Source organism: Campylobacter sp. RM12651, from assembly GCF_022369475.1.
GTDB lineage: Bacteria > Campylobacterota > Campylobacteria > Campylobacterales > Campylobacteraceae > Campylobacter_E.
Window position 1 is genome coordinate 456,924 of the sequence record NZ_CP059600.1, and the last position, 23,707, is coordinate 480,630.

Sequence of the window (23,707 nt, forward strand, 5' to 3'; positions counted from 1 at the left end):
TTTAACAATCACAAGGAATAACAATGTATAAGATGATATCAAGTATGAAATTAAGCATAATTTTGTTTTTGTTGTTTGCTTTTGCTAGTGGTTTAGCAACTTTTATAGAAAGCAAATATGGAACTCCTACAGCTTGGGCTTTAATATATGCTAGCTGGTGGTTTGCTGCTATTCAGGTATTGCTAGGAATTAATTTATTTTTTGCAATATTTAGATATAAAATGTATGAAAAATTACCGCTTTTTATATTCCATCTTAGTTTTTTATTTATGCTACTTGGCTCGGCACTTACTAGGTATTATGGATTTGAAGGATATATTCATATAAGAGAAAATGAAACTTCAAATATAGTAAGCTCAAGAGAAGCATTTTTTAGTATTTCTGCTATGAAAGATAATAAATACTATTCAAGCGATGAGTTTAAATATATAAGCGTAATAGGTCATAATGATGTAGATATTAACTTAGATTTAGATGGCAAAATAGCTAATTTAAAATTAGAAAAAGTTATTTTACACGCAAAACCAGCTTATAAAGAAGAAATAGGTGGAAAACCTTTCGTATTATTAAATGTTTCAGGAGAGCAAGGCTCAAGTGCATTAGCCCTTGATGAAGGTAGATTTGTTGTATTAGGAGAAGTTGTAATAGCAAATAAAAAAACTATTTCAATGAATGCTAAGCTTTTAGAATTTAACGAAAACAAAATTAAAGCGAATTTTGATTTAGAAATATTTGATGTTAAAAATAAGAAAAATATAAAATTATTAGCTGATAATGAATTTAGCCTTGATGATGGAATGGTAATTTCATTTGAAAATTACAAAATTGGATTTGATAAATTTTACAAAAACGGCGTTAAATACTACGAAGATAGCAAAGATAGCGAGTATCCAAATGCTTATTTAGTAAAAGTAACTTATGATAATGATAGTTTATACGCATATTTATTTGAAGGAGAAGGACAAAAAATCACTCTAGCAAATCAAACTTTTAGCATATCTTATACTGCTAAATTACTTGAATTACCATTTAGCTTTACTTTAAACAAATTTGAATTAGAGCGTTATATGGCTTCAAATTCTCCGAAATCTTATGCAAGTTATATTAGAATAAATGATGATGAAAGTAAGGATTATAAGATTTATATGAATAATGTATTAGACCATAAAGGTTATAGATTTTATCAAAGCTCATACGATAAAGATGAGCTAGGAACTATTTTAAGTGTAAATCAAGACCCAGGCAAAATACCAACTTATATTGGATATTTATTATTAGGTATAGGATTATTTTTAAACTTGATTTACAAAAACTCACGCTTTATGATTTTAACAAAACGCTTAGCAAAAATGAGTTCATTAGTGCTTTTACTTAGTGCTTTAACTCCACTTTTACATTCTGATGACATTAATGAAGCTATAGATAATGCTAATAAAAATCTAGCCCCAGTTAGCCTAGAAGAGCATGTAAAAGAATTAAGCGTTTTACCAGTTCAAAAAGACAATGGAAGAATAGCTCCATTTGGCTCATTAGCACTTGATTTAGTAAATAAAATTCATAAAACAAGCACTTATCAAGGCAAAGATGCAACAGAGCTTTTAATATGGATTATGAGTGATTTTAAAGACTTTTCTAAAGAAAAATTTATTTATCTAAGCAATCAAGAAATAAGAGATTTTTTAAATCTTGGCAAGGGTAAATATGCTAGTTTTTACGATTTTTTTCCAAATAATGTATATGCTTTAAAAGATGAAGTTGATAAAGCTTTAAGAACCAATCCAAACAAGCGTGGAACTTATGAAAAAGAATTATTAAAAGTTGATGAGCGTTTAAATCTTTTATATTACGCTTCTTTAGGTGGTTATGTAAGAGCTAGTTTTGAAGATGGTAAAGCTTTAAATGTCTTAGAAACTAGCAAACCTGATTTAAAAGCTTATTTTTTATCATTAATAAATGCAAATAAAGACAATAATTATGCTTTAAGCTCAAAGATTTTAAATGAGATTAAGGCAAGTCAAGGAACTAATATTGATGAAGCAAAATTTAAATTAGAAATCGCTTTTGATAAGGTAGGGATTTTTACAAAATTAAGCCCTGTTTATTTATTAGGTGGTTTAGTGCTATTAATTTTAGTATTTTCAAGAATGATTAGTGGTAAAACAAGTCTAAAAACTGCCTTTAAAATAGTTTATTATCTAAATATTTTAGTTTTCATAGTTCATACAATTGCACTTGCTATTAGGGGATATTTAAGTGGTCATGCACCTTGGTCAAATTCTTATGAAAGTTTATTGTATATTTCTTGGGCATTAAGCTTAAGTGGTATTGTATTTTCTAAAAAAAGTCCTATTTCATTATCACTTACTTCAATTCTTGCAGCTATTGTTTTAATGGTAGCTCATCTTAGTTCAATTGACCCACAAATAGGCAATCTCGCACCTGTTTTACAAAGTTATTGGCTAACAATTCATGTTAGTATCATAACTGCTAGTTATGGATTTTTAGGTCTATGTGCTTTACTTGGAATTTTTGTATTAGTTTTATTTATTATGTTAGGAAAAAATAAAAAGCTAAATGAAAGAATAAAATCAAATATAAAAGAAGCTACAATGATTAACGAAATGGCTATGATTTTAGGCTTATCGTTGCTTACTTTAGGCAATTTCTTAGGTGGTGTTTGGGCTAATGAATCTTGGGGAAGATATTGGGGCTGGGATAGTAAAGAAACTTGGGCTTTAGTATCTATTTTAGTTTATGCTGCAGTTTTACACATTAGAATGATTAAAGGAATAAATAATCAATTTACATTTGCAGTATGCTCTATGTTTGCATATTTGAGTATTATTATGACTTATTTTGGAGTGAATTACTTTTTAACAGGTATGCACTCATATGCTGCAGGAGAAGCTGCTAGCGTGCCTATTTATGCTTACATTAGCGTAGGAGTTATGGCGTTATTAGCGATTGTTGCAAGTAAAAATAAAAAGGAAGCAGAACTTTTATGAGAGATAATGTATTTATAATTGTCGGCGTAGTAGCTTTTTTAGTAATTATTGCTCTAGTTTTTTATTTTATAATTAAGAGCTCAAAAAATAAAGAAAATCAAATTCTTACACAAGAAAAGCAAGAAGTAGTCAAGAAAGTAAATGCTTTAGATGATTTGATAAAAGCAGCAAAGAGTGCAAAAACTCCAGCTGCTTTAAATAAAGTAGTTTTAGCGTTTTTACAAAGTCAAAGTCTTGAAAATAGAGCAAGTCTTACAACTTTAAGTGAAGATGCTAAAAAAAAATTAGGATTTATTAGTGTTGTTTGTGCTAACAAATGTGCTGAAGCAAAATTAATTGCTTTTTTAAATCACGAATTGGGTAAAAAATATCCAAGTTACAAAAGAGAAATAGATTTATATGAGAATTTAGGACTTGCAAGAAGAAGGATGAAGTAATTGAATAAACTTTATTTTAGGTATCTTGCTAGCCTTTATCTTAAAAATTGTTTAATTTTTATTATTGCTTTTGTAGGATTTTATTTATTTATAGATATTTTAATTAATTATAAAAAGCTGCATTTAAATACCAATATATTCTTATTATATATTGTATATACAATGCTTACAGCTTTTTATTATATATTGCCAATAGCTTTAATACTTGCTATGATTTTTACAAAAATATCTCTTATTAAAAAAAATGAATTTATAGCGTTTTATTCTTTAGGGCTTAGCAAAAACGCAAGTGTTAAGCCTATAATGTTTATAAGTTTAATAATAAGTTTTATCGCAATTTTTTTAAACTATACAAATATTGCTTATGCAGAAAACTATAAAAGCAATATTTTAAAATACGGATATTTAAGCAAAGAACAAATGGATTTGTTTTTTAAATATCAAGATGATTATATTTATATAAAAAGTTATGATAAATCTACAATGAATGATATTAAAATTATCAAAAAAACAAATAATGAAATATCTAAAATCATTTTAGCAAAAAGAGCAAATTTTATTGATGATAATTGGGTTTTAGAAGATGCAAAAGTTATGGAATTTAAATTAGGAAATAATTTTGATGATACCTTTATAATTAATCAAAATTTAGAAAAAGAAATGATTTTAAAAGATTTTAACCCAAGTTTGCTTGATAATTTAGGCACTGATGATAGCTCTTTAAAAGACGCATTTTTTTATCTTAATAATTTTGAAGCTAATAAAAACATAGCAAGAGCTAGTATTTATAAGCAAAGTATATTTTTATTATATGCTCCATTTTTTATGCTTATAATTTTTTACAATATTCCTATTATGCCAAGATATAATGATTTAAATATCTATGCTTTAACATATACAAGTTTATCTTTATTAGTTTATGGAGTTTTATTTTTGCTATTAAGATTTGCTAGTAATGGTAGTATAAATCCTGAACTAGCTATTCTTTTGCCAATAAGTATAATTATTGTATATTCATTAATGAAGTTTAATAAAAATAAGTGATTATAAAAGGAGCAAAAAATGGACTTTTTAAAACTTGCAAATGGTATTAATACACCTTTTTATTTGTATGATTTTAACGAGATTGAAAATAGATTTAATAGTATTAAAAAAGCATTTAGTGGAGCTAAAAATAATATTTTTTACGCGGTTAAGGCTAATTCAAATTTATCTTTATTAAAGTTTTTAGCGAATTTAGATAGTGGATTTGATTGTGTTAGTGCAAATGAGATTAGAAGAGCTTTAAAAGTAGGTGCTAAACCTTATAAAATAATTTTTAGTGGGGTTGGTAAAAGTGCAAGTGAATTAGAATTTGCAATAGAGCAAAAAATACTTTATATAAATGTAGAAAGTAGTGCTGAATTAGAGCTTTTAGAAAGTATTGCAAAGAGTAAAAACCAAGTAGTAAATATAAGTATTCGTGTAAATCCTAATATAGATGCAAAAACCCATCCTTATATTTCAACAGGTCTTAAAGAAAACAAATTCGGAGTTAGCCTAGATAATGCTAGGGCTATGTTTTTAAAAGCACATAAATCAGATTATTTAAATCCAGTAGGAGTTCATTTTCATATAGGTTCAAATATCTTAGAATTAAGTAGTATCATCCAAGCTGCTATTTTGGTAGAAAAATTTATAAAAGAGCTAAATACCGCAGGGCTAAATATTAAGTTTTTTGATATTGGTGGCGGAGTTGGTATCAAATACAAAAATGATGAAATCGAGCCTAATTTAGATGAGTTTGCACATATGATTAAAAATATTGCAAAAGCACAAGATTTGACAATTTGCTGTGAGCCAGGTCGCTATATTGTAGGAAATGCAGGTTATTTAGTAAGCAAGGTTTTATATGAAAAAATTAACGAAGGAAAAAGATTTGTAATATGCGATGCTTCTATGTGTGAACTAATTCGCCCAAGTTTATACGAAGCATATCACGAGATTTTAAGCTTTCCTAGTGTAAATAAGCTAAATGAAAGTAGCAAGGCTGATTTAGTTGGTGGAGTTTGTGAAAGTGGAGATTTCTTAGCAAAAGATATAGTTTTACCACCTTTAATGGCAAATGATTTAGTAGTTATTAAAAGTTCAGGAGCTTACGGATTTGTAATGAGCTCAAATTATAATTCAAGAACAAAGGTTGCTGAATATTCTTTATACAACAATGAGTTAAAATTAATAAATAAAGCTCAAAGTTTTGATGAATTAATAGCTAATGAATTATCTTGTTTGTGAGTATATTATGAATTTAGAAGAAATTAGACAAAATATAAATAAAATTGATGATGAAATAATTAAATTATTAAATCAAAGAATGGAATTTGTAAAGCAAGTTGGTATTTTAAAGCATAATGAAGGTAGTCCAATTTATCGTCCTGTAAGAGAAAACGAGATAATAAATAGACTAAGTGAAAACAGCAAAGGCTTATTAGAAAAAGACGCAATTAAAGCAATTTATCAAGAGATTTTTGCAATTTCAAGAAATCTTGAATTACCACAAAGAGTTGCGTTTTTAGGTCCAATTGGCACTTATACTCATCAAGCAGCAAGATTATGGTTTGGAGCACTTAGTGAATATATTGAGATTGCTACTATTGAAGATGTTTTTGTTAGTTTAAATAACGATGAAGTATCTTATGCAGTAGTTCCTATAGAAAACAATACAGAAGGTGGAGTTGGAGCTACTCTTGATTGTCTTGCAAAATACGATGATATTTTGATTTTTGCTGAAAATTATTTAGATATTCATCATTCATTCGCAAGCACAACTGATGATATAAGAGATATTAAAGTGATTTTTTCTCATCCACAAGGCTATAATCAGTGTAAAAAATTCTTAGAAGCTCATAATATTTTAGACATTGAGTTTGTCCCTACAAAAAGCACAGCCGCTGCTGCAAAATTAGCAAAAGATACGCCAAACTCAGCTGCAATTTGCTCAAAAATTGCAGCAAAATTAAGCGATTTGCCTTTAATGTTTGAATGTATTGAAGATAATAAGGCAAATAAAACTAGATTTTTAGTGCTTAGCAAACATTCTTGCGAAAAATCAAGCAATTCTAAAACATCAATTCTAGCAAATACAGCACATAAAGCAGGTGCTTTAGTTGATTTGCTTAATGAGTTTAAAGAAGCAAATATCAACTTAACTAAAATTGAATCAAGACCTTTAAAGAAAAAAGAATTTGAATATAGTTTTTTTATTGATTTTGACGGACATATTGATGATTTGAATGTGCAAAAAATCTTAAAAAATAAAACAAATATAAAATGGCTTGGCTCATATTTAAAGAATGATAAATGATTAAGCAATTTTTACAAGGAATAGGCAAGTTCTATTCGGGTTTAGAAAAAAAACAAAAACTAACTATATTAGCAGCCATTATTGCAACCGTTGCTTTTATAGTTTTTTTACTCGTATATAATTCTGGTAATAATAAAAACTACTCTGGATATTCTGTTTTATTTGATGAATTAGATACTAAAAATTCAGCTGCAGTTGTGTCAATATTAGAAAAAAATCAGATAAATTATATTTTAAAAGATGAAAGCACCATTTTAGTTCCAAGTGCTGATGTTTATAAGCAGCGTTTAGAAGTGGCAAGTGCTGGAATTTTAAAGGATAATAAAGTAGGTTTTGAGATTTTTGATAAACAAGAATTTGGAGCTACTGATGAAGAACAAAAAATCAAGTTTAAAAGAGCTTTAGAAGGCGAATTAGCAAGAACAATTGAGAGCTTAAATCCTATTAATAAAGCTACAGTTCATATTGCTTTTGGTAAAGAATCTTTATTTGTAAAAGAAAAAGAGCCACCAACAGCTTCAGTAGTTTTAAATATTAAAATGGGTATGAAATTAGGTCAAAAGCAAGTTTTAGGGATTAAAAATTTAATAGCATCATCAGTAGCTGGTTTAAGTGTTGAGAATGTTAAAATAATTGATCAAAATGGAGTTAATTTAGGTGCTGATGAAGTAGGGCTTGATGTAGATGAATTAAACGCACAAATAAATTATAAAAAAGAATATGAAAATTCATTAGAGCAAAAGATTATAAATGTTTTAGCACCTGTTCTTGGTGGTTGGGATAGAGTTGTTGCTAGAGTTAATGCTGATTTTAATTTTGATAAGGCAAATAGTCAAAGTGAAGTGTTTGACCCAAATTCAGTCGCTAGAAGTGAGCAAAGTTTAGAAGAGAAAAAAGAAGGCAAAAAAGGCAAAGAAGTAGGCGGAGTGCCAGGAGCAATATCAAATATTGGACCTGTTCAAGGCATTGAAGATGGAGAAAATAAAGAAAGTTATAGCAAAAATCAAAGCACAATTAATTATGAAATATCTAAAAAAATTACAACCATCAAAGGTCAATTTGCAACCTTAAATAGAATTAGTGCAGCAGTAGTAGTAGATGGAAAATACGAAATTGATGAAAATGGCGAAGTAAAATATGTAGCAATTAGCGATGATGAGCTTAAAAAATTACAAGGTTTGGTAAAAAACGCAATAGGATTTAATGATACTAGAGGAGATAGTGTTAGTGTTGATAATATTAGATTTAATAATATTAAAGCTCCAGTTCCACCATCAATTAAAATTACTAATTTCTTAGAAAGCTATATAATGCCGTTTATCCCACCTGCAAAATATATTTTTGCTATGGTGTTAATGTTTATATTTTATAAAAAGGTTATATCTCCGTTTATTAAGAAAATGCTTGAGGATAAGGTATTTACACCTGAAGAATTAGAAGAAATTAGGCGTGAAGAAGGTGCTGATGATGAAGAAGATGCGATAGAAAAATATCAGCAAGCTAAGAAAAGAGTTGAAGAACAACTTGGAATTGATGCTGGATTTAGTGAAGATGAATTACAATATGATATTTTACTTGAAAAATTAAAAACTATTAGCACAGAAAAAAGTGATGAGGTTGCTATGCTATTTAAAAGTTTATTAAAAAACGATGCTGAATTTAATCAATCTCAAAAGGAAATGTAATGGCAAATTTAAGCAACGAACAAAAAAGCTTATATAATGATTTAAGTATTTTAGAAAAAATTGCAATATTTTTGGTTCTAATGGGAGAAGAGCCAAGCACACTAATATTTTCAAATCTTGATACAGATATGGTAATTGAAATCACAAAATATATTGCAAGTGCAAAGCAAGTCGATAGGGCAGTAGCTACTGCTGTATTAGAAGAATTTCACGCTTTACTTAAGTCAAATCAGTATATTAAAAATGGTGGTTTGGAATTTGCTAAAGAGATTTTATACAATACTTATGGGATTGAAGAAGCTGAAAAAATCTTATCAAAATTAGCAAAAACTTTAGATGGAAATCAAGCATTTTCTTATCTTAGCAATATTAAACCTCAACAATTAGCTGACTTTATCGTAAATGAATATCCACAAACAATAGCTTTAATTATTGCACATATGGAGCCTACTAGAGCAGCTGAGACTTTAGAGTTTTTTGAAGATAATTTAAGAAGTGAAGTAATCCATAGAATTGCTACTTTAGGTGATATTAGCCCAAGTATTATTAAAAGAGTTTCAACCGTTTTAGAGAGTAAATTACAATCTCTTACATCTTATAAAGTTGAAGTTGGAGGGACTAGAGCAGTTGCTGAAGTGCTTAATCGTCTAGGTCAAAAATCAAGCAAATCAACTATTGCATATTTAGAGCAAACTGATGAAAAACTTGCAACTACTATTAAAGATATGATGTTTACTTTTGATGATATTACTAAATTAGGCACAACAGCAATTAGAGAGATATTAAAAGTAGCTGATAAAAAAGATTTAATGATAGCTTTAAAAGGAAGCACGGAAGATTTAAAAGGTATGTTTTTATCTAATATGAGCCAAAGAGCAGCAGAGAGTTTTAATGAAGAAATGGGATTTTTAGGTGCTGTTAGGGTAAAAGATGTAGAAGAAGCACAAAGAAAAATCGTTGAAGTTGTTCAAAAGCTTAATGAAAGTGGAGTAATACAATTAGGCGAAAGTGATGAGATGATAGAATGATGAAAACTATTATTGATAATAAAGCCAAAGAGCATCATATTCAAAATTATAAATTTAAAATTCTAAGCTCGTTTGATACCGATACAAGTGAAGAGCAGCTTAGTGAAGTTATTGAAACTCCACAAGAAATAAAAGAAGAGCCTGTAATAATTAAAGAAATTACTCCGCCACCACCACCGCCACCAAATCCAATCAATGAAGAAATGCTTAAAAAAATGGAAACTTTAAGCGATAATGTAGTAAAACTTCAAATGAAACTTGAAAAACAAGAAGAAGAATTTGAAAAAAGACTTTTAAATGAGATTGAAATAGCTAAAAAAAACGCTTATGAAGAAGGTTTAAACGCAGGTAAATCTCAAAATGAAGATAAAATAAACGAGCTTAGTATAAATGTATCAAATAGTATTAAAAAGCTTGAAAATAAATGCCAAGAATTAAGTGATTTTTGTGAAAAAACAAAAAGCGATTTAAACGAAGCTGCTTATTTAATAGCTAAAGAAGTAGTAAATAAAGAGCTAGAAACAAGTTCAGCAAAAATTGCTCTAGCTTATGCAAATACGATAATGCAAGGAATTGATAAAAGCATTAAGATTAAAATCAGTGTAAATCCTAAGGATTTTGATTATTTAAATAAAGAATTAAGTTCAAATAGGATTGAAATCTTAGCTGATGATGCTATTAATAAGGGTTGTTTGATTATTAATTCAGATACATTAAATACTCAAATTAACTTAAAAGAAAGATTAGCACAAGCAAGGAGTATGATATTAGATGAAGCGTAAAATTGAAAATATCAAAAGCCTTAATGAAAACGAATTAAAAGAATTATGTAGTGATATAAGAGCTACAATCATTGAGCAAGTTAGCAAAAACGGCGGTCATTTATCGTCTAATTTAGGCGTGGTTGAACTAAGCGTTGTTCTTCATCATTTATTTGATATAAAGGAAAATCCTTTAATTTTTGATGTATCTCATCAATGCTACGCACATAAAATATTAACAAATAGGAATTTAGAAAATCTAAGACAATTTAATGGAATTAGTGGTTATACCGAGCCAAATGAGAGCGAGTATGATTTTTTTATAGCAGGGCATTCATCTACTTCAATATCTCTTGCAACGGGGGTTGCAAAGGCTTTTAGTCTTAATAAAAAAGATGCAATTCCAATTGCTATTATTGGTGATGGGGCGATGGGCTGTGGATTAGCTTATGAAGCTTTAAATGAATTAGGAGATAGAAAATATCCAAGTATTATTATCTTAAATGATAATAAAATGAGTATTAGTAAGCCTATTGGTGCGGTTTCAAGATTTTTATCAAAAAGTTTATCAAGTCCAATTTATCAAAAATTTAAAAAAGGCGTTGAAGCAATGCTTGAATACTTGCCTGAAGGTGCTAGATATACTGCAAAAAGATTTGAAGATGGATTTAAATTAATCACTCCTGCTGGAATGTTTTTTGAAGAATTAGGACTTGAATATATTGGCCCAATTGATGGGCATAATATTGCTGATTTAATAACTGCATTAAATCTAGCAAAAAGTCTTAAAAAGCCTGTATTATTGCATATTCAAACAATCAAAGGCTATGGTTATGAGTATTCTTTAAATGATGAGGGTAGTTGGCACGGAGTTGGAGCTTTTGATATAAAAACAGGTAAGAGTTTAAGTAGTTCAAAAAAACCTAGTGCAACGGCAATTTTTAGTGATATTTTAGATGAACTAGCAAGTAAAAATGAAAAAATAGTAGGTCTTAGTGCAGCTATGCCAAGTGGCACTGGAATTGATAAATTAATAGCAAAATATCCTAATAGATTTTATGATGTAGGAATAGCAGAAGCTCACGCAGTAACTTCAATGGCAGCTATGAGTAAATGTGGTTTTATGCCTGTTGTAGCTATTTATTCAACTTTTTTGCAAAGAGCTTATGATAGTTTAATTCACGATTGTGCAATACTTAATCTTAATATGGTTTTTGCACTTGATCGTGCAGGGATTGTAGGAAATGATGGCAAAACTCATCAAGGAGCTTTTGATATTTCATATATATCTTGCATACCTAATTTTAAAATTTGTGCCCCAACGAATGCTAAAAGTTTTAAATTATTGCTTGAATACGCTACAAGTAAAGTTGGGTTAATTGCTATTCGCTATCCAAGGGGAAGTTTTGCTTTAGATGAGAGCTATGAGCCAAGCTTAAAAACTCATTTTATTAAAAATGTAAATTCTAATATAAGCTTTTTAGGTTTTGGAGAAGGCGTTGCAAAAGCTTTAGCAGTTAGTGAAGAAATCAATGCAAATGTAATTGATTTAGTATTTGCTAAACCACTTGATAAAGAGTTTTTATTAAATCTTGCTAAGAGTTCAAAAGAATGGCATATTTTTAGCGAAAGTGCAAAAATAGGCGGATTAAATTCTATAATTTCTAGCTTTTTAAAAGAATATGATTTAGACATTAAATTAATATCTTATGAATATGAAGATGAGTTTATAACTCACGGAAATACAAATGAAGTTATGCAAAGCTTAGGGCTTGATGCAAAAAGTATTATAAATAAAATTAAAGGCAATAAATGATAGTTAGTGCAGGAATAAGTGAGATTTATGATTACGCAGAGCCTATTGGATTAGGTAGTAATTGCGCTATAAAACTTAGCGAATTAATACTTAAAAAGCAGCCAAAAAGATTGATTTTTATAGGTTCAATGGGGCTTTATACTAAAGAAATTGAGCTTTTTAGCGTAAATGAGTTTAAAAGTGCTGTAAATATTGAATTAGCTATGTTAGATGATTTAGTTTATACCCCTATGAAAACTAATGAAGTTTCTAATTTAAATTCTTCTAATTATATTTGTAAAAATTACGAATACGCTAAGAAAATGAATGAAAAATACGGGATATTAGGCGAAAATATGGAGTGTTTTAGTTTTTTTGCGACTGCTAATTATTATAAAATCCCAGCTAGTGCAATTTTAGTAGCGACTAATTATTGTGATGAATTCGCACACGAAGAATATATAAAAAACATAGCAAAAGCTAATGAAATACTAGAAAATTACTTAGAAAACAAAGGACTTTTATGAAAGAATTATTAGATTTTTTACCAGAAGAATACAACCTTAGTCCAAAATATCTAAATAATGAATTAGCAAAATTTGTATATCAAAAATATATAAATGATTTTAGCGAAGCTACAAGTTTATCAAAAGCTTTAAGAGAGCAATTAAAAAATGAATTTAACATTATGCCACTTAGCTTAAAAATAGCTCAAACAAGTATTGATGGGAGTATTAAATTCTTATTTTCCTTGCACGATAATCACACAATAGAAAGCGTTTTGCTACCTATGAAAAAAGAAAGAATAGAAAATGGTGTGAAAAAAAGTGCAAAATACACTATTTGTATAAGTAGCCAAGTAGGTTGCAAAAGTGGTTGTGCCTTTTGCTTAACTGGTAAAAGTGGGCTTATTAGAAATCTTAGCACAGCTGAAATAGTAGCTCAAGTATTATTTATCAAAAAATACGCAAAAATCCCTTATGAGCAAGGTATTAATATAGTTTTTATGGGTATGGGAGAGCCACTTGATAATTTAAAAGCAGTTAGCAAGGCTATTAAAATCTTTTCTCATAATGATACTCTAGCAATATCACCACGCCGTCAAACAATCTCAACAAGCGGTCTTGCAAAGCAAATTGAAGAATTAGGTAAGATGAATTTAGGTGTATTACTTGCAATTTCGCTTCACGCTGTAAATGATACTTTAAGAGATGAATTAATGCCTATTAATAAGGCTTATAATATTGAAAGTGTTTTAAATGCGGTAAGGAATTTCCCAATAGATGCTAGAAAAAGAGTGCTATTTGAATATTTATGTTTAGGTGGGATTAATGATGATTTAAGCCACGCAAAGGCTTTAGTAAAATTACTACACGGAATAAAAGCTAAGATAAATTTAATTTATTTTAACCCACACGAAGGCAGTATCTATAAACGCCCAAGTGAAGAAAAAGTAATTGCTTTTAGAGATTATTTACAAGCACACGGACAAAACGCTACCATTAGACAAAGCAAAGGGCTTGATATTAGTGCAGCGTGCGGGCAATTAAGAAATAACGAGGATGAAAATGCAAAAACCATCATATAGAATAGCTCAAATATTAGTAAGACTTTATAATGAAGAGATATTAAATAAGCACGATTTAGCTGAAGAATTTGGAGTAAATGCTAAGACTATTCAGCGTGATATTAATGAAAGATTATCAAAATTACCAATAATTGCTAGAAGAAATGGGGATTATAGTTTAGATAAAGCTTATATCAAAAGCAATCACGAAGAGATTAGAAAACTTATAAAAATATTTGATATTACTATGCTTCCAACAAGGCTTAGCGATGAGTTTTTAAACAATCTTTTTACTCAAAAAGAACTACCAATTACTAATATTAAAAATAACGAAATTGATGATATTAGTAGTGTTTATGAGAGCTTAACTAATGCAATTTTAAATAAGGTAAAAATTAAAATAACTTATAATGCAAAAGAAAGAATTTTAATGCCTTATAAATTAGTAAATCATCAAGATATTTGGTATTTATTAGCTTGTGAAGAAGCTGAACTTAAAAGCTTTACTTTATATAAAATCAAAAATTTATTAATCACACAAGAAGAATTTATCCCAAATGAAAGCACACAAGAGCTGATTAACAATAATTCAAGTAGTTTTATATCAAATAATATTACAAATGTTATTTTAGAATTAGATTGTGTTGCTAAAGAATATTTTTTAAAAAGAGCAATATTAAAAAATCAAAGAATAATTTCAAGCCATTTAGATAAAATCATAATAGAAACAGAAACAAGCTATGAAGATGAGATTATTAGGCTGGTTTTTAAGTGGATTCCACATATTAAAATTCTTGAGCCAAAAAGCTTAGCAAATGAGTGCAAGGCTAGAATTAAAGAATATTTAAAGAATATTTAATGCAAAAGCAAAAGATATTTGAAATAATTTGTAGTGAGTGTAAAGAAAAGCAAATTAGCATAGTAAATATTGAAGGATTTAGCATAATAAACGAAGAGATTTTTTGCCTAAAAAGCTCAAATAAGATTTCTTATAATGATTTAAGATATATTGATTTTGCTTATATTTTATTAGAAATTAACACGAAAAATAGTTTAATAAATGCTTTTAGTATAGCTGCAAAATTAGTAAGCGATGATTATGAAGAACATAAAGAATTATTAAAAAAATGCTTTTTGCTCTTAGATGATACAACGCATTTTAAAGACCTTGAAAAATGCTTAATAATGTTGCAATTAAAAGAAAGTTACGATAAGTTAGAAGATAAATTCTAGTAAATTATTTACTAGAATTATTGCTTTTTACTATTTGATGAAGGCAAGAGCCATCTTTAACATTTATAAATTCATCATTTTTAGAAATAGCTACAAAGATTTCATCATTATTTTTTAAATAGTGTTTTTCTCCAAAAGGAGTATAAGATAAAGCACCTAAACATATCAATAAATTTGCAGGCTTACTAGCTATTAAAGGTCTTATATCTTCAAGGGTTGCTATGTCTATTTGATTATTTATAGTATCAATTAGCCAAGTGATTAATGTATTTGAATAATAAAAATAATTTTTTATATAATCTTCGTTTGCGTATTTTATTATCTCATTATCTCTTTTTAAATAGCAGTGGATTTTATAATCATTTAATTCATCAAGATTATTTAAAGGAACTAAATTCCCAATACCTTTACTAGCAGTTGAGAAGTTCTTTTTAGAAGATATTTTATTTTCATTTACTCTTTTACTAGCGTCATTAAACGCTGCATAAAATTGTGGTTTTAAATCACTTAGTTTATCATTTTCATAAAAAGCTTTAAAAGTTACACATAATTCAGGCTCAATTTGAACAAAATCTCCATCTAAAATAAGCTCATTTTCACTAATACAAAATCTCTTTAAATATTCTTTATCACTATCTTTAGAGTAGAATGGAAACACACCTTTAGGTGCAAAATCACTTGTATGTAATTCAGTAAAATCTTTAGCTTCGTTAGCTTGATTTAAATGATTAGGAACATTTCCTATCACACCTAAGCATAAATAGTCTTTAAACATTATTTTTCCTTAAATTGAAATATTTTTATAATTTATAGCATTAATTGATAAGTTTTATGTAAAATAAATATACTTTTTTTATTTTAGGAGAAAATATGAAAAAAACGATATTTCTATCCCTATGTGCGATAAGTGTATTGCACGGGAGTATGGTAACAACAGAAAATAAAATTAAAGGTATTTTTATTGGAAATGTTGATAATGCGTATGGTGCTGCACATACTAAACTTGAATTAATACAAGACTTTTATAACTATGGTCGTGATAATGCAATCATTGGTTGTCTTCACGGAAGACCTGGTAGTGATGCTTGGGCTTATTATGATTGTGCTTCTTTAATGCAAGTGTATAGTTATAAAGATGGTAGCGGAAATCCTGAAGCAGATAATGCAAATTATAGAGATAATGTGTATTGTATGGTTGATGGCAGTAATGATTTAGGAACAAATAAAATTCCAAATGCTAGTGAGTTTATTGCAAATATTAATAAAGCTAATCTTGATAAAGGATTATATGTTTCAAAAGATAAGATAAGCCCAAGTATTAAATATGATACTACTATATATCAATACAACTTAGGAAATTATCAAGAATCATATAAAGATTTTGGCGTAAATACTACAGGTAGATTATTAGTAGTTGCTAACAATCAAAAAGAATACAATCCATTTAGTTTTTATCTAAGCGATAATATTAATCTTGGCTCTTTTCCTAATGATTTTAAAAACTTCGTAAATCAAAATCTAGGTATACAAAATGGACAAATGATACCAGGAACAGGTTCAAAACGCTCTAATATGTATCAAAGTTGGGCTCTTTTAGCTCAAAGAACAATATCAGGTGGCAAAGATAGAGGTGCTTGGTGTAATCAGATTTATCACTGGGATGATCGTAGGTTTAGAAGTGGTTCAGGTTGTGGTTCTAGTGATTGGAATAGTTTAAGCGCTCATGGAAAATATGTTAGATTTTTCCATTCTTTATGGGGTTTAGGCTATCAATTTAGAGCTTCTACTGCTAGTGATCATGTTTTAGACTATAAAACAGGTATGGCTCAATATGGTGGGATAAAAAATGAATATGGTCAAGTAGTTCCTTTTGGAATTAGTGGAGACCTTTATGGTTCTGCAGAATTTAGAGGGGATGATACCTATGTTAGACATTATCCAGAAGGCTATAAAAGAGATTTGTATTATCAAACTTATAATCTAAGAAAAATAACTGAAGCAATTACTTTAAAAAATATAAGCTTATATGGAACTAATGAGTTTAATAATAAAGATAATGTGTTTCCTTTTTTTAATAAGAATTTAGATCAAGGTATTAATAATTCTAATGCTTTTGGTAATAATAATAAGATAGGAAAATGTTATTTTATTAATTTACAATATTATGGAAGTAAAAATCAAAATGGTTATGCAAAGTTTGAAGCTATGCAATCTAGCAAATTATTATGGAATAAACCAGCTAATGAGTTTTTACAAAACTATATAAGTAGTTTAGATGGTAAATATGCAATCGCTAATTACTCAATAGATAGAAGCAATATTTATACTAGAGCAACTTCTGGTGAAGAGCATATATTTACTTTAAATACTAGACCTACAAGTTTTAGATATGATGATGCGAAAAAATACGGCAATTCTTCAAATGGCAAAATTGGTGCTAGATATTATTTACATTTTTATCCTGACGCTGATGGAGCTAAAACTACTGAAATTGATAAAAATTTAGTTCCTAGAAAAGCAAAAGTTGAAAATTTACCAAGTAGCTTTAATGATAAAGAATTTTATGTTGTAACAGAGCTTAAATACGGAGTAAATAATAATGCTCAATTATCATTTACATACGAAGGCGTTGATTTAGACTTTAATAGATTAGGCTTTGAAAATAAACAAGAATGCGATATAAGTAGTGGTAAAAACTGCTCTAATATGAAATTTAAATTTAAAGATTTTAAATACAAAACTTATAAATTAAGCAAAACTGATGGTGGCTTTAGAGTAATTAGCGAAGATAGTGAAAAGAATGGCTATTTTTCAAGTGAATACACAACTGATGTTATGGCATTAAGAGTTGATGAAGGGTTATTAGATGCAATTAAGTATAAATCTGGTGAATCAATACTATTAGAACTTACACTTGATAGAGGTTTTTATGCTGATGATAGACCATTTTTTGAAACCAATTCAAATACTATTATTAATGCTAAATCATCAGGTAAGTTCTATGTAATTATTAGTGATATTAATTTTAATGCTAGTAATGTAGATTTTGGTTCTATTTGGAATAAACAAGACCCTGATAAAATGCCTGTATTAAACAGCACTAGCACAGGTTTTAATCCTACGACTGCAAATACTAGAATAGCTGGAAAACCTGTTTATTTAGGTATTCAAAGTGCAAAATCATCAAATAAATTAAATAATATTGATAATTTTGTAACTTTTGATGTAATAGATGCAAATACTAATAAAATAATTAAATCAGCTGACCTTACTTATTATGATAATGGAACAAGTAAAGTTAATATTAGTCACGAAAATGATTATTTAGTAGGTAATCCAATATTTACTCAAACAGGATTTAGTGGTGCTTATCCGTTTTATAATGGCGTTGTTAGAATTGATGATTTAAAAGTAGGTAGATATAAAGTATGCTATACAATATATTCTAAATCTCAAGTTCAAGAAGAAATCAATAAAAATAATAACAATAAAGACGCTAAAAGCCTAATTGAAGTGCCTGTTAAAGCTAGAAATTGCACTAATGATTTTAGTTTAAGACCTGCTTTAGTTGAATACACTACAAGCACTACATTTACAGCTGGAGAAAATGCTCTTGCGGGTGGAAAAGTAGCAGTATTTAATGCAGGATTAAAAGATGCTGATGATAAGCTAATAGTAACAAATGAAGAATTTGCTTTAACAAAAACTACTTTAAGTGTAGAAGATAGTCAAGGTAAAAATTATGATTTTAGTTTAAATGCAACTAATAAAAATACTATATCTGATAGCAATGAAGTTGCGTTTGTAAAAGACAATAATAATACCTATAAAATCAATGACGCAGTTGTAAATTTCCCATTATCAACTGATGCAAAACTTAAATTATACGAAGGTAAATTCACAAAACCAGATAGTATTAAAGGTTTATGTAATGTAAATGCTATCAATAATAAAGTAGATGAATATGGAAAAGTAGGTTGTTTAATTGATAGTAAAAGTGCTATAAGTATTAATTTTGCTAGCACTAAGGAATATGTTTTAAGAACTCCTATAATAAACAATGCCTTTACAGATGAAAAAACATTCTTTAAGAGTGAAGTAGGCGATAATAATAGCTTAAAGATTTATTATGTATTTAATAATTTAGGTGCTAAGGATACAAATAGCTTAAATTATGTATATCATAAATTTAGCAAAGACCATAATCTTGAGTATGAATTAAATTTTGATAATACTGATAAACAAGCTAAAGATAGATATTTAGTAAATATTGATGAAAATTATACGGATAAAAGCTTTAATACCACAATTAATGGTGCAAATCAAATTCTAGTAGATAGAGTTATCATTACAAAAGATAAGTTAAATAAAGATTTTGATAAAAAATTAGAAGATTTATATAATGATACAAAGACAAATAACATTAATGCTGTTATAGCTGGATTTGCTGCACCAAAAGATAAAATATCTGTAGATTTAGAATTAGCTTACACTAAATACAAAAAAACTCCAGATAATAAAACAATAGATACTAATGCAAGTTTAGCTAAGCCAAGTGTTGCTGAGTTTTCATTATTAAAATCATCAAAAGTTTCTTTAGATGGAGCTAGCACTAATTTAGCTAATGAATACTCATTTATCTTTACTAATGTTACTTATAAAGATAATAAAGTAACAAATACTGACAAAATTACTTTAAATCCTACAACAGATTTAGAGCTTTATTATTTAAATAAGAAAAACGAAAGAACAAAAATACCTTTAAAGAGTTCTTTATATTATAAAGACGCTGGTGCTATTATTAATGAATTATCATTTAATGCTGAATATGGCTCAAGCTTTTCTAAAAATCCAAAAACAGGCGAAGTAACTATCACACTAACACCTGATAATGCTAAAAAGCAATACATTAAAGAAGTAATTAATCTTAATAATACAAGTGATTTACATGGTGGTAAGTTCAGTTTAGAATTTACAAATACTAAATAATTTTAAGAAGGGTTTAAAAACCCTTCTTTTTATTAATGACAAGCCGGAGTGTTTGTCGTTGGTTGAATACTAGAATTATCAGCTTTAGTAGTGTTTAAAAACTCAATTAATTTAAATGCAGCTTCTTCATATCTTTTTGCTACTATTGAATTTGGCTCACACATAGAAATAGGCTTACCACTATCTCCACCCGTTCTAATTGATAAATCAATAGGAATACAAGCTAAAACAGAGCAATCATATTCATGAGCTAAATTAAGCGCTCCACCTTTACCAAAAATCTCATGCTCAACATCGCAATTAGGACAAATAAAACCACTCATATTCTCAATTACACCAGCTACAGGTATATTTAATTTGTTAAACATATCTAAAGCTCTTTTACTATCATCAAGGCTTACTGCTTGTGGGGTGCTAACGCAAACTCCCGCACTAACAGGCACACTTTGAGCTAGAGTAATTTGTGCATCACCTGTTCCTGGAGGCATATCAAGTAATAATACATCAAGCTCACTCCATAACACATCGCATAAAAGTTGCTCAATCGCTTTCATTACCATAGAGCCTCTCCACATTAATCCTTGTCCTTCTTCAATTAAAATTCCCATACTCATAAACTCAATTCCATAAGCTTTAACAGGACGGATTTTATTGCCTACTACTACAGGTTTTTCGTTTTCAGCACCAAGCATTCTTGGCATATTAGGACCATATATATCAGCATCTAGCACTCCTACTTTTTTACCAAGTTTTGCAAGTGATAATGCTAGATTTAGAGTAGTTGTGCTTTTGCCAACTCCACCTTTTCCACTACTAATCATCACAAAATGCTTAATTTGTGGAGCTAGATTTTTGATTTTTGGTCTTTTTACTTCTGGCTCTTCTAATTTTGGTTGAATGATTTTAAGCTCAAGTTTATAATGATTATTTCTAGCTATTGCTTCACATTCATTTCTAATAGCATTTGCTATTTGCTCACTTGCAGCTGGAATTTCAATATCCATTAGGATAATATCTCCTGCTAATTCGCACCTTTTTACAAAACCAAAACTTACAATATCCTTTTGAAAATTAGGATATTTGACATTTTTGAATAGTTCAATTATTTCCATTTTTTCTCCTTTTTTTACCTTTTATGCTAACAAAAAAAGTAAAATAATAAGATGAAATTTGTATTTTTATTAATTATTAGTATTTTTTTAAGAGCAAGTGATATTAGTGTTTGTTATGTAAGTGATAGCTACAAGCGACTTGATACTATGTTTGGGCATATATTTTTAGCTTATAACAATAAAGCGGCTAGTTTTAATCTAAATAGTAATTTAAATATTAAAGATAATTTATCAGCACTTTTTGGAGTAGAAGGCATTATGCAAATTTTGCCTAAGGATAAATTAATTAAGTTTTATGAAGATGATGAAAGACAAGTAAAATGCTATCCGCTTAATTTAGATGATAGCCAAGAAGCCAATCTATCAGCTTTATTTTACGAAGATGAGATTTATGATACTTATACATTTTTGCATAAAAATTGCTCATCGGCTTTAAGTATGTATGCCAAAAACTATGGTGTTAATCTTAAATCAAGCCTAATTCCAATTCGTTTTGTATCACTTAATACTGATTATAAAAAGAACTTTCATAAAGTAGGATTGTTTTATGAATATGATAAAAAAAATAGCCTTGATTTTGAGATAAGTATTCTTAGTCTAAATGATAAATTATCTCATAGTTTAAATATATTAAACTTTAATAAAAATTATATAAGCCCTATAAAAATTAGCGAATACGAAAAGATTAGCTATGAATTTGAATTAGGAATTAGATATAAAAAGGCTAGGGTGTTTGCTAATTTTTTCTTAGGGTATTATTATGAAGGTTTTTTTATAGGGGCTAATAATTATGGCTTAAACATAGGTTATTTAAAGGATTTTGATAATTTTGGTATAAAAATTAGTGCTGATAAAAAACATATAAATCTTAATACTTATTTTGATTATAAAAATTATCGTTTAAGTTTAATTGCTAATCAAAATTACGCTAAAATCGGTCTTATATACTCATTTTAAGGATAATAATGAAAAGCGTTGCAGAGAATAAAAAAGCAAGATTTGAATATAGCATAATTGATACTTATGAATGTGGTTTTGCCTTATTAGGTAGCGAAGTTGTAGCTGTAAGACACGGCAAAATCAATTTAAAAGATTCTTTTGTAAGGATAATCAAAGGTGAAGCTTGGCTACTTGATAGCCACATAGGTCATATGAATACGGCGAATAAATACTTCACTCACGAAGATAGAAGAGCTAGGAAATTATTGCTTCATCGTGCAGAAATTGATAAATTAATAGGTAAAATCAGCACAGATGGATTTACTTTAGTAATACTAAATTGTTATTTTAAGCGTGGGATTTTGAAAGGAACTCTAGCTTTAGCAAAAGGAAAAAATCTTCACGATAAGCGTCAAGCAATCAAAGAAAGAGATTTAAAACGAGAAGCAAGAGCGTATTATTAATTAACTCTTAAATATTAAACTAAAATTATTTTATATTAAGGAAAAATATGAGAATTTATTTTGCAAACGACCACGCAGCAACTAAGTTAAAGTTTAGTTTGATTGAATATTTTAGTAAAGAATACGAATGTATAAATCTTGGTTGTGATAGTGATGATAGTGTGGATTATCCTGATTATGCTAATAAATTAGCAAATGAGCTTAAAAACGATACAAATGCAATAGGTGTTATTATTTGTGGAAGTGGTATAGGAATTAGCATAGCGGCAAATCGTCATAAGCATATTCGTGCAGCACTTTGTCATTGCGAAGATTATGCAAGATTGGCAAGAGAACATAATGATGCTAATGTTATATCTTTAGGCGCTAGATTTGTTGATTTTGAACTTGCAAAAAAATTAATCATAACCTTTATAAATACCCCATTTCTTGGTGGAAGACACGAAAATAGAGTAAAAAAATTAGGGCAATAAATGTTATTTATTTGGATGGTTATTACTGCTTTAGTTTGTATATGTATTTATTTTTTAGTAATGACTTATTATTATAAATCATTACTTAATAAAGAAAGAGCCTCAAAAGAGTTTTTAAAAACTAATTTTGATGATACAGAAGTAGTTATGAGAAAGCTACAAACACAACTTCAACGCTCTTTAGGAAATATAGATGTATTAAATGAAGAATTAGATAAGGTAAAAAGTGAATTAACAAGCCTTAGGACAAGAAATTCTCAATATCGCTTAGAAAATAATAAATTAAACACAAAAATCAAAGAATTAGAAGCAAAAATTGAAAGCTTATTATAAGGATTAATATGAATATAGAAAAATTATTAAATGAGAAGATAAAAAGATACCCAAACTACCCAAAAGAAGGAATTGTATTTGCAGATATTACCACGCTTTTAGCAGATAAAGAAGGTTGGCAAGTTTTAATAAATCACTTAAAAGATAAATATAAAGATGAAGAATTTGATTTTTTAGTAGGAGCTGAAAGTCGTGGCTTTATTTTTGCAGCTGCATTAGGAGCTATTTTAAATATCCCTTTTGTTCCAATTAGAAAGAAAAACAAACTCCCAGGAGAGCTATTAAGTATTGAATATGATTTAGAATACGGCAAAGATAAAATAGAGATGAAAAAGGACGCATTTTTAGGCAAAAAAGATGTAAAAGTTCTTTTTATGGATGATTTATTAGCAACGGGTGGCACTAGCATTGCTTGTATGAAATTATTAAAATTAGCAGGTGCTAAAGAAATTAAGAGTTGTTTTTTAATAGATATAAATATCGGTGGATATAAAGCTTTAAAAGAGCATTGTGATGATATTTATTGCATTTTAAAGGATTAGC

General features: G+C 28.3%; 21 protein-coding genes. 19 read left to right on the forward strand and 2 right to left on the reverse strand.

All coding sequences use genetic code 11. The features are described 5' to 3' along the window. Window positions 1–23 precede the first annotated feature (23 nt). From ccsA to AVBRAN_RS02450, 13 genes are read left to right on the forward strand one after another with little or no spacing between them, the layout of a single operon-like run. Complete coding sequence (ccsA, locus tag AVBRAN_RS02390) at window positions 24–3,005, forward strand: cytochrome c biogenesis protein CcsA (protein ID WP_239803465.1); 2,982 nt, start codon at window positions 24–26, stop codon at window positions 3,003–3,005. Next, the gene (locus tag AVBRAN_RS02395; protein ID WP_214115802.1) at window positions 3,002–3,442 is read left to right on the forward strand and encodes a hypothetical protein; all 441 of its coding nucleotides are present in this window, start codon (window positions 3,002–3,004) and stop codon (window positions 3,440–3,442) included. Before ccsA ends, AVBRAN_RS02395 begins: the two co-directional genes overlap by 4 nt. Beyond that, window positions 3,443–4,486, forward strand: coding sequence for an LptF/LptG family permease (locus tag AVBRAN_RS02400; protein WP_239803466.1), 1,044 nt, complete (start codon window positions 3,443–3,445; stop codon window positions 4,484–4,486). A gap of 18 nt (window positions 4,487–4,504) precedes the next feature. Beyond that, entirely contained in the window at window positions 4,505–5,716 is a 1,212-nt protein-coding gene (gene lysA, locus AVBRAN_RS02405; protein WP_214115800.1) for a diaminopimelate decarboxylase, read from the forward strand. A 4-nt stretch (window positions 5,717–5,720) separates the two neighbouring features. Then, window positions 5,721–6,785, forward strand: a complete 1,065-nt coding sequence (gene pheA, locus AVBRAN_RS02410; RefSeq protein ID WP_214116008.1) for a prephenate dehydratase — start codon at window positions 5,721–5,723, stop codon at window positions 6,783–6,785. Further along, on the forward strand, window positions 6,782–8,470 hold the full coding sequence (gene fliF / locus AVBRAN_RS02415) for a flagellar basal-body MS-ring/collar protein FliF (protein WP_239803467.1): 1,689 nt from the start codon (window positions 6,782–6,784) through the stop codon (window positions 8,468–8,470). Before pheA ends, fliF begins: the two co-directional genes overlap by 4 nt. Next, window positions 8,470–9,498: a flagellar motor switch protein FliG gene (gene fliG, locus AVBRAN_RS02420; RefSeq protein ID WP_214115798.1), complete on the forward strand. Its 1,029-nt coding sequence runs from the start codon at window positions 8,470–8,472 to the stop codon at window positions 9,496–9,498. The genes fliF and fliG overlap by 1 nt, the downstream gene beginning before the upstream one ends. Then, complete coding sequence (locus AVBRAN_RS02425; RefSeq protein WP_214119882.1) at window positions 9,498–10,280, forward strand: FliH/SctL family protein; 783 nt, start codon at window positions 9,498–9,500, stop codon at window positions 10,278–10,280. The genes fliG and AVBRAN_RS02425 overlap by 1 nt, the downstream gene beginning before the upstream one ends. Then, entirely contained in the window at window positions 10,270–12,075 is a 1,806-nt protein-coding gene (dxs, locus tag AVBRAN_RS02430) for a 1-deoxy-D-xylulose-5-phosphate synthase (protein WP_214115796.1), read from the forward strand. The genes AVBRAN_RS02425 and dxs overlap by 11 nt, the downstream gene beginning before the upstream one ends. Beyond that, window positions 12,072–12,581, forward strand: a complete 510-nt coding sequence (locus AVBRAN_RS02435; RefSeq protein WP_214115795.1) for a purine-nucleoside phosphorylase — start codon at window positions 12,072–12,074, stop codon at window positions 12,579–12,581. Before dxs ends, AVBRAN_RS02435 begins: the two co-directional genes overlap by 4 nt. Then, window positions 12,578–13,642, forward strand: a complete 1,065-nt coding sequence (rlmN, locus tag AVBRAN_RS02440; RefSeq protein ID WP_214115794.1) for a 23S rRNA (adenine(2503)-C(2))-methyltransferase RlmN — start codon at window positions 12,578–12,580, stop codon at window positions 13,640–13,642. Before AVBRAN_RS02435 ends, rlmN begins: the two co-directional genes overlap by 4 nt. Further along, the gene (locus AVBRAN_RS02445) at window positions 13,623–14,480 is read left to right on the forward strand and encodes a WYL domain-containing protein (protein WP_214115793.1); all 858 of its coding nucleotides are present in this window, start codon (window positions 13,623–13,625) and stop codon (window positions 14,478–14,480) included. The genes rlmN and AVBRAN_RS02445 overlap by 20 nt, the downstream gene beginning before the upstream one ends. Then, complete coding sequence (locus AVBRAN_RS02450; protein ID WP_239803468.1) at window positions 14,480–14,854, forward strand: hypothetical protein; 375 nt, start codon at window positions 14,480–14,482, stop codon at window positions 14,852–14,854. Before AVBRAN_RS02445 ends, AVBRAN_RS02450 begins: the two co-directional genes overlap by 1 nt. Window positions 14,855–14,858: 4 nt before the next feature. Here AVBRAN_RS02450 and AVBRAN_RS02455 read toward each other — a convergent pair whose 3' ends face one another. Beyond that, the gene (locus tag AVBRAN_RS02455) at window positions 14,859–15,629 is read right to left on the reverse strand and encodes a DUF5718 family protein (RefSeq protein ID WP_239803469.1); all 771 of its coding nucleotides are present in this window, start codon (window positions 15,627–15,629) and stop codon (window positions 14,859–14,861) included. A 95-nt stretch (window positions 15,630–15,724) separates the two neighbouring features. Between AVBRAN_RS02455 and AVBRAN_RS02460 the strand changes: the two genes are divergently transcribed. Continuing rightward, window positions 15,725–19,843 (forward strand): hypothetical protein, encoded by a 4,119-nt coding sequence (locus AVBRAN_RS02460; protein WP_239803470.1) that lies wholly within the window; start codon window positions 15,725–15,727, stop codon window positions 19,841–19,843. Window positions 19,844–19,875: 32 nt separating this feature from the next. Here the strand turns inward: AVBRAN_RS02460 and AVBRAN_RS02465 are convergent, their stop codons facing one another. Then, complete coding sequence (locus tag AVBRAN_RS02465) at window positions 19,876–20,955, reverse strand: Mrp/NBP35 family ATP-binding protein (RefSeq protein WP_214149760.1); 1,080 nt, start codon at window positions 20,953–20,955, stop codon at window positions 19,876–19,878. 51 nt (window positions 20,956–21,006) lie between these two features. Between AVBRAN_RS02465 and AVBRAN_RS02470 the strand changes: the two genes are divergently transcribed. From AVBRAN_RS02470 to apt, 5 genes are read left to right on the forward strand one after another with little or no spacing between them, the layout of a single operon-like run. Further along, window positions 21,007–21,912, forward strand: coding sequence for a DUF4105 domain-containing protein (locus tag AVBRAN_RS02470; RefSeq protein ID WP_214149759.1), 906 nt, complete (start codon window positions 21,007–21,009; stop codon window positions 21,910–21,912). 8 nt (window positions 21,913–21,920) lie between these two features. Beyond that, window positions 21,921–22,358 carry an SsrA-binding protein SmpB gene (smpB, locus tag AVBRAN_RS02475; protein WP_214115787.1) on the forward strand — a complete coding sequence of 146 codons (438 nt, stop codon included), beginning with the start codon at window positions 21,921–21,923 and terminating at the stop codon, window positions 22,356–22,358. 32 nt (window positions 22,359–22,390) lie between these two features. Then, complete coding sequence (locus AVBRAN_RS02480; protein ID WP_214119885.1) at window positions 22,391–22,831, forward strand: RpiB/LacA/LacB family sugar-phosphate isomerase; 441 nt, start codon at window positions 22,391–22,393, stop codon at window positions 22,829–22,831. After that, a complete protein-coding gene (locus AVBRAN_RS02485; protein WP_214115786.1) occupies window positions 22,832–23,164 on the forward strand; it encodes a hypothetical protein in 333 nt (110 codons plus the stop codon). Window positions 23,165–23,172: 8 nt separating this feature from the next. Next, entirely contained in the window at window positions 23,173–23,706 is a 534-nt protein-coding gene (gene apt, locus AVBRAN_RS02490; protein WP_214115785.1) for an adenine phosphoribosyltransferase, read from the forward strand. Window position 23,707: the final 1 nt, after the last annotated feature.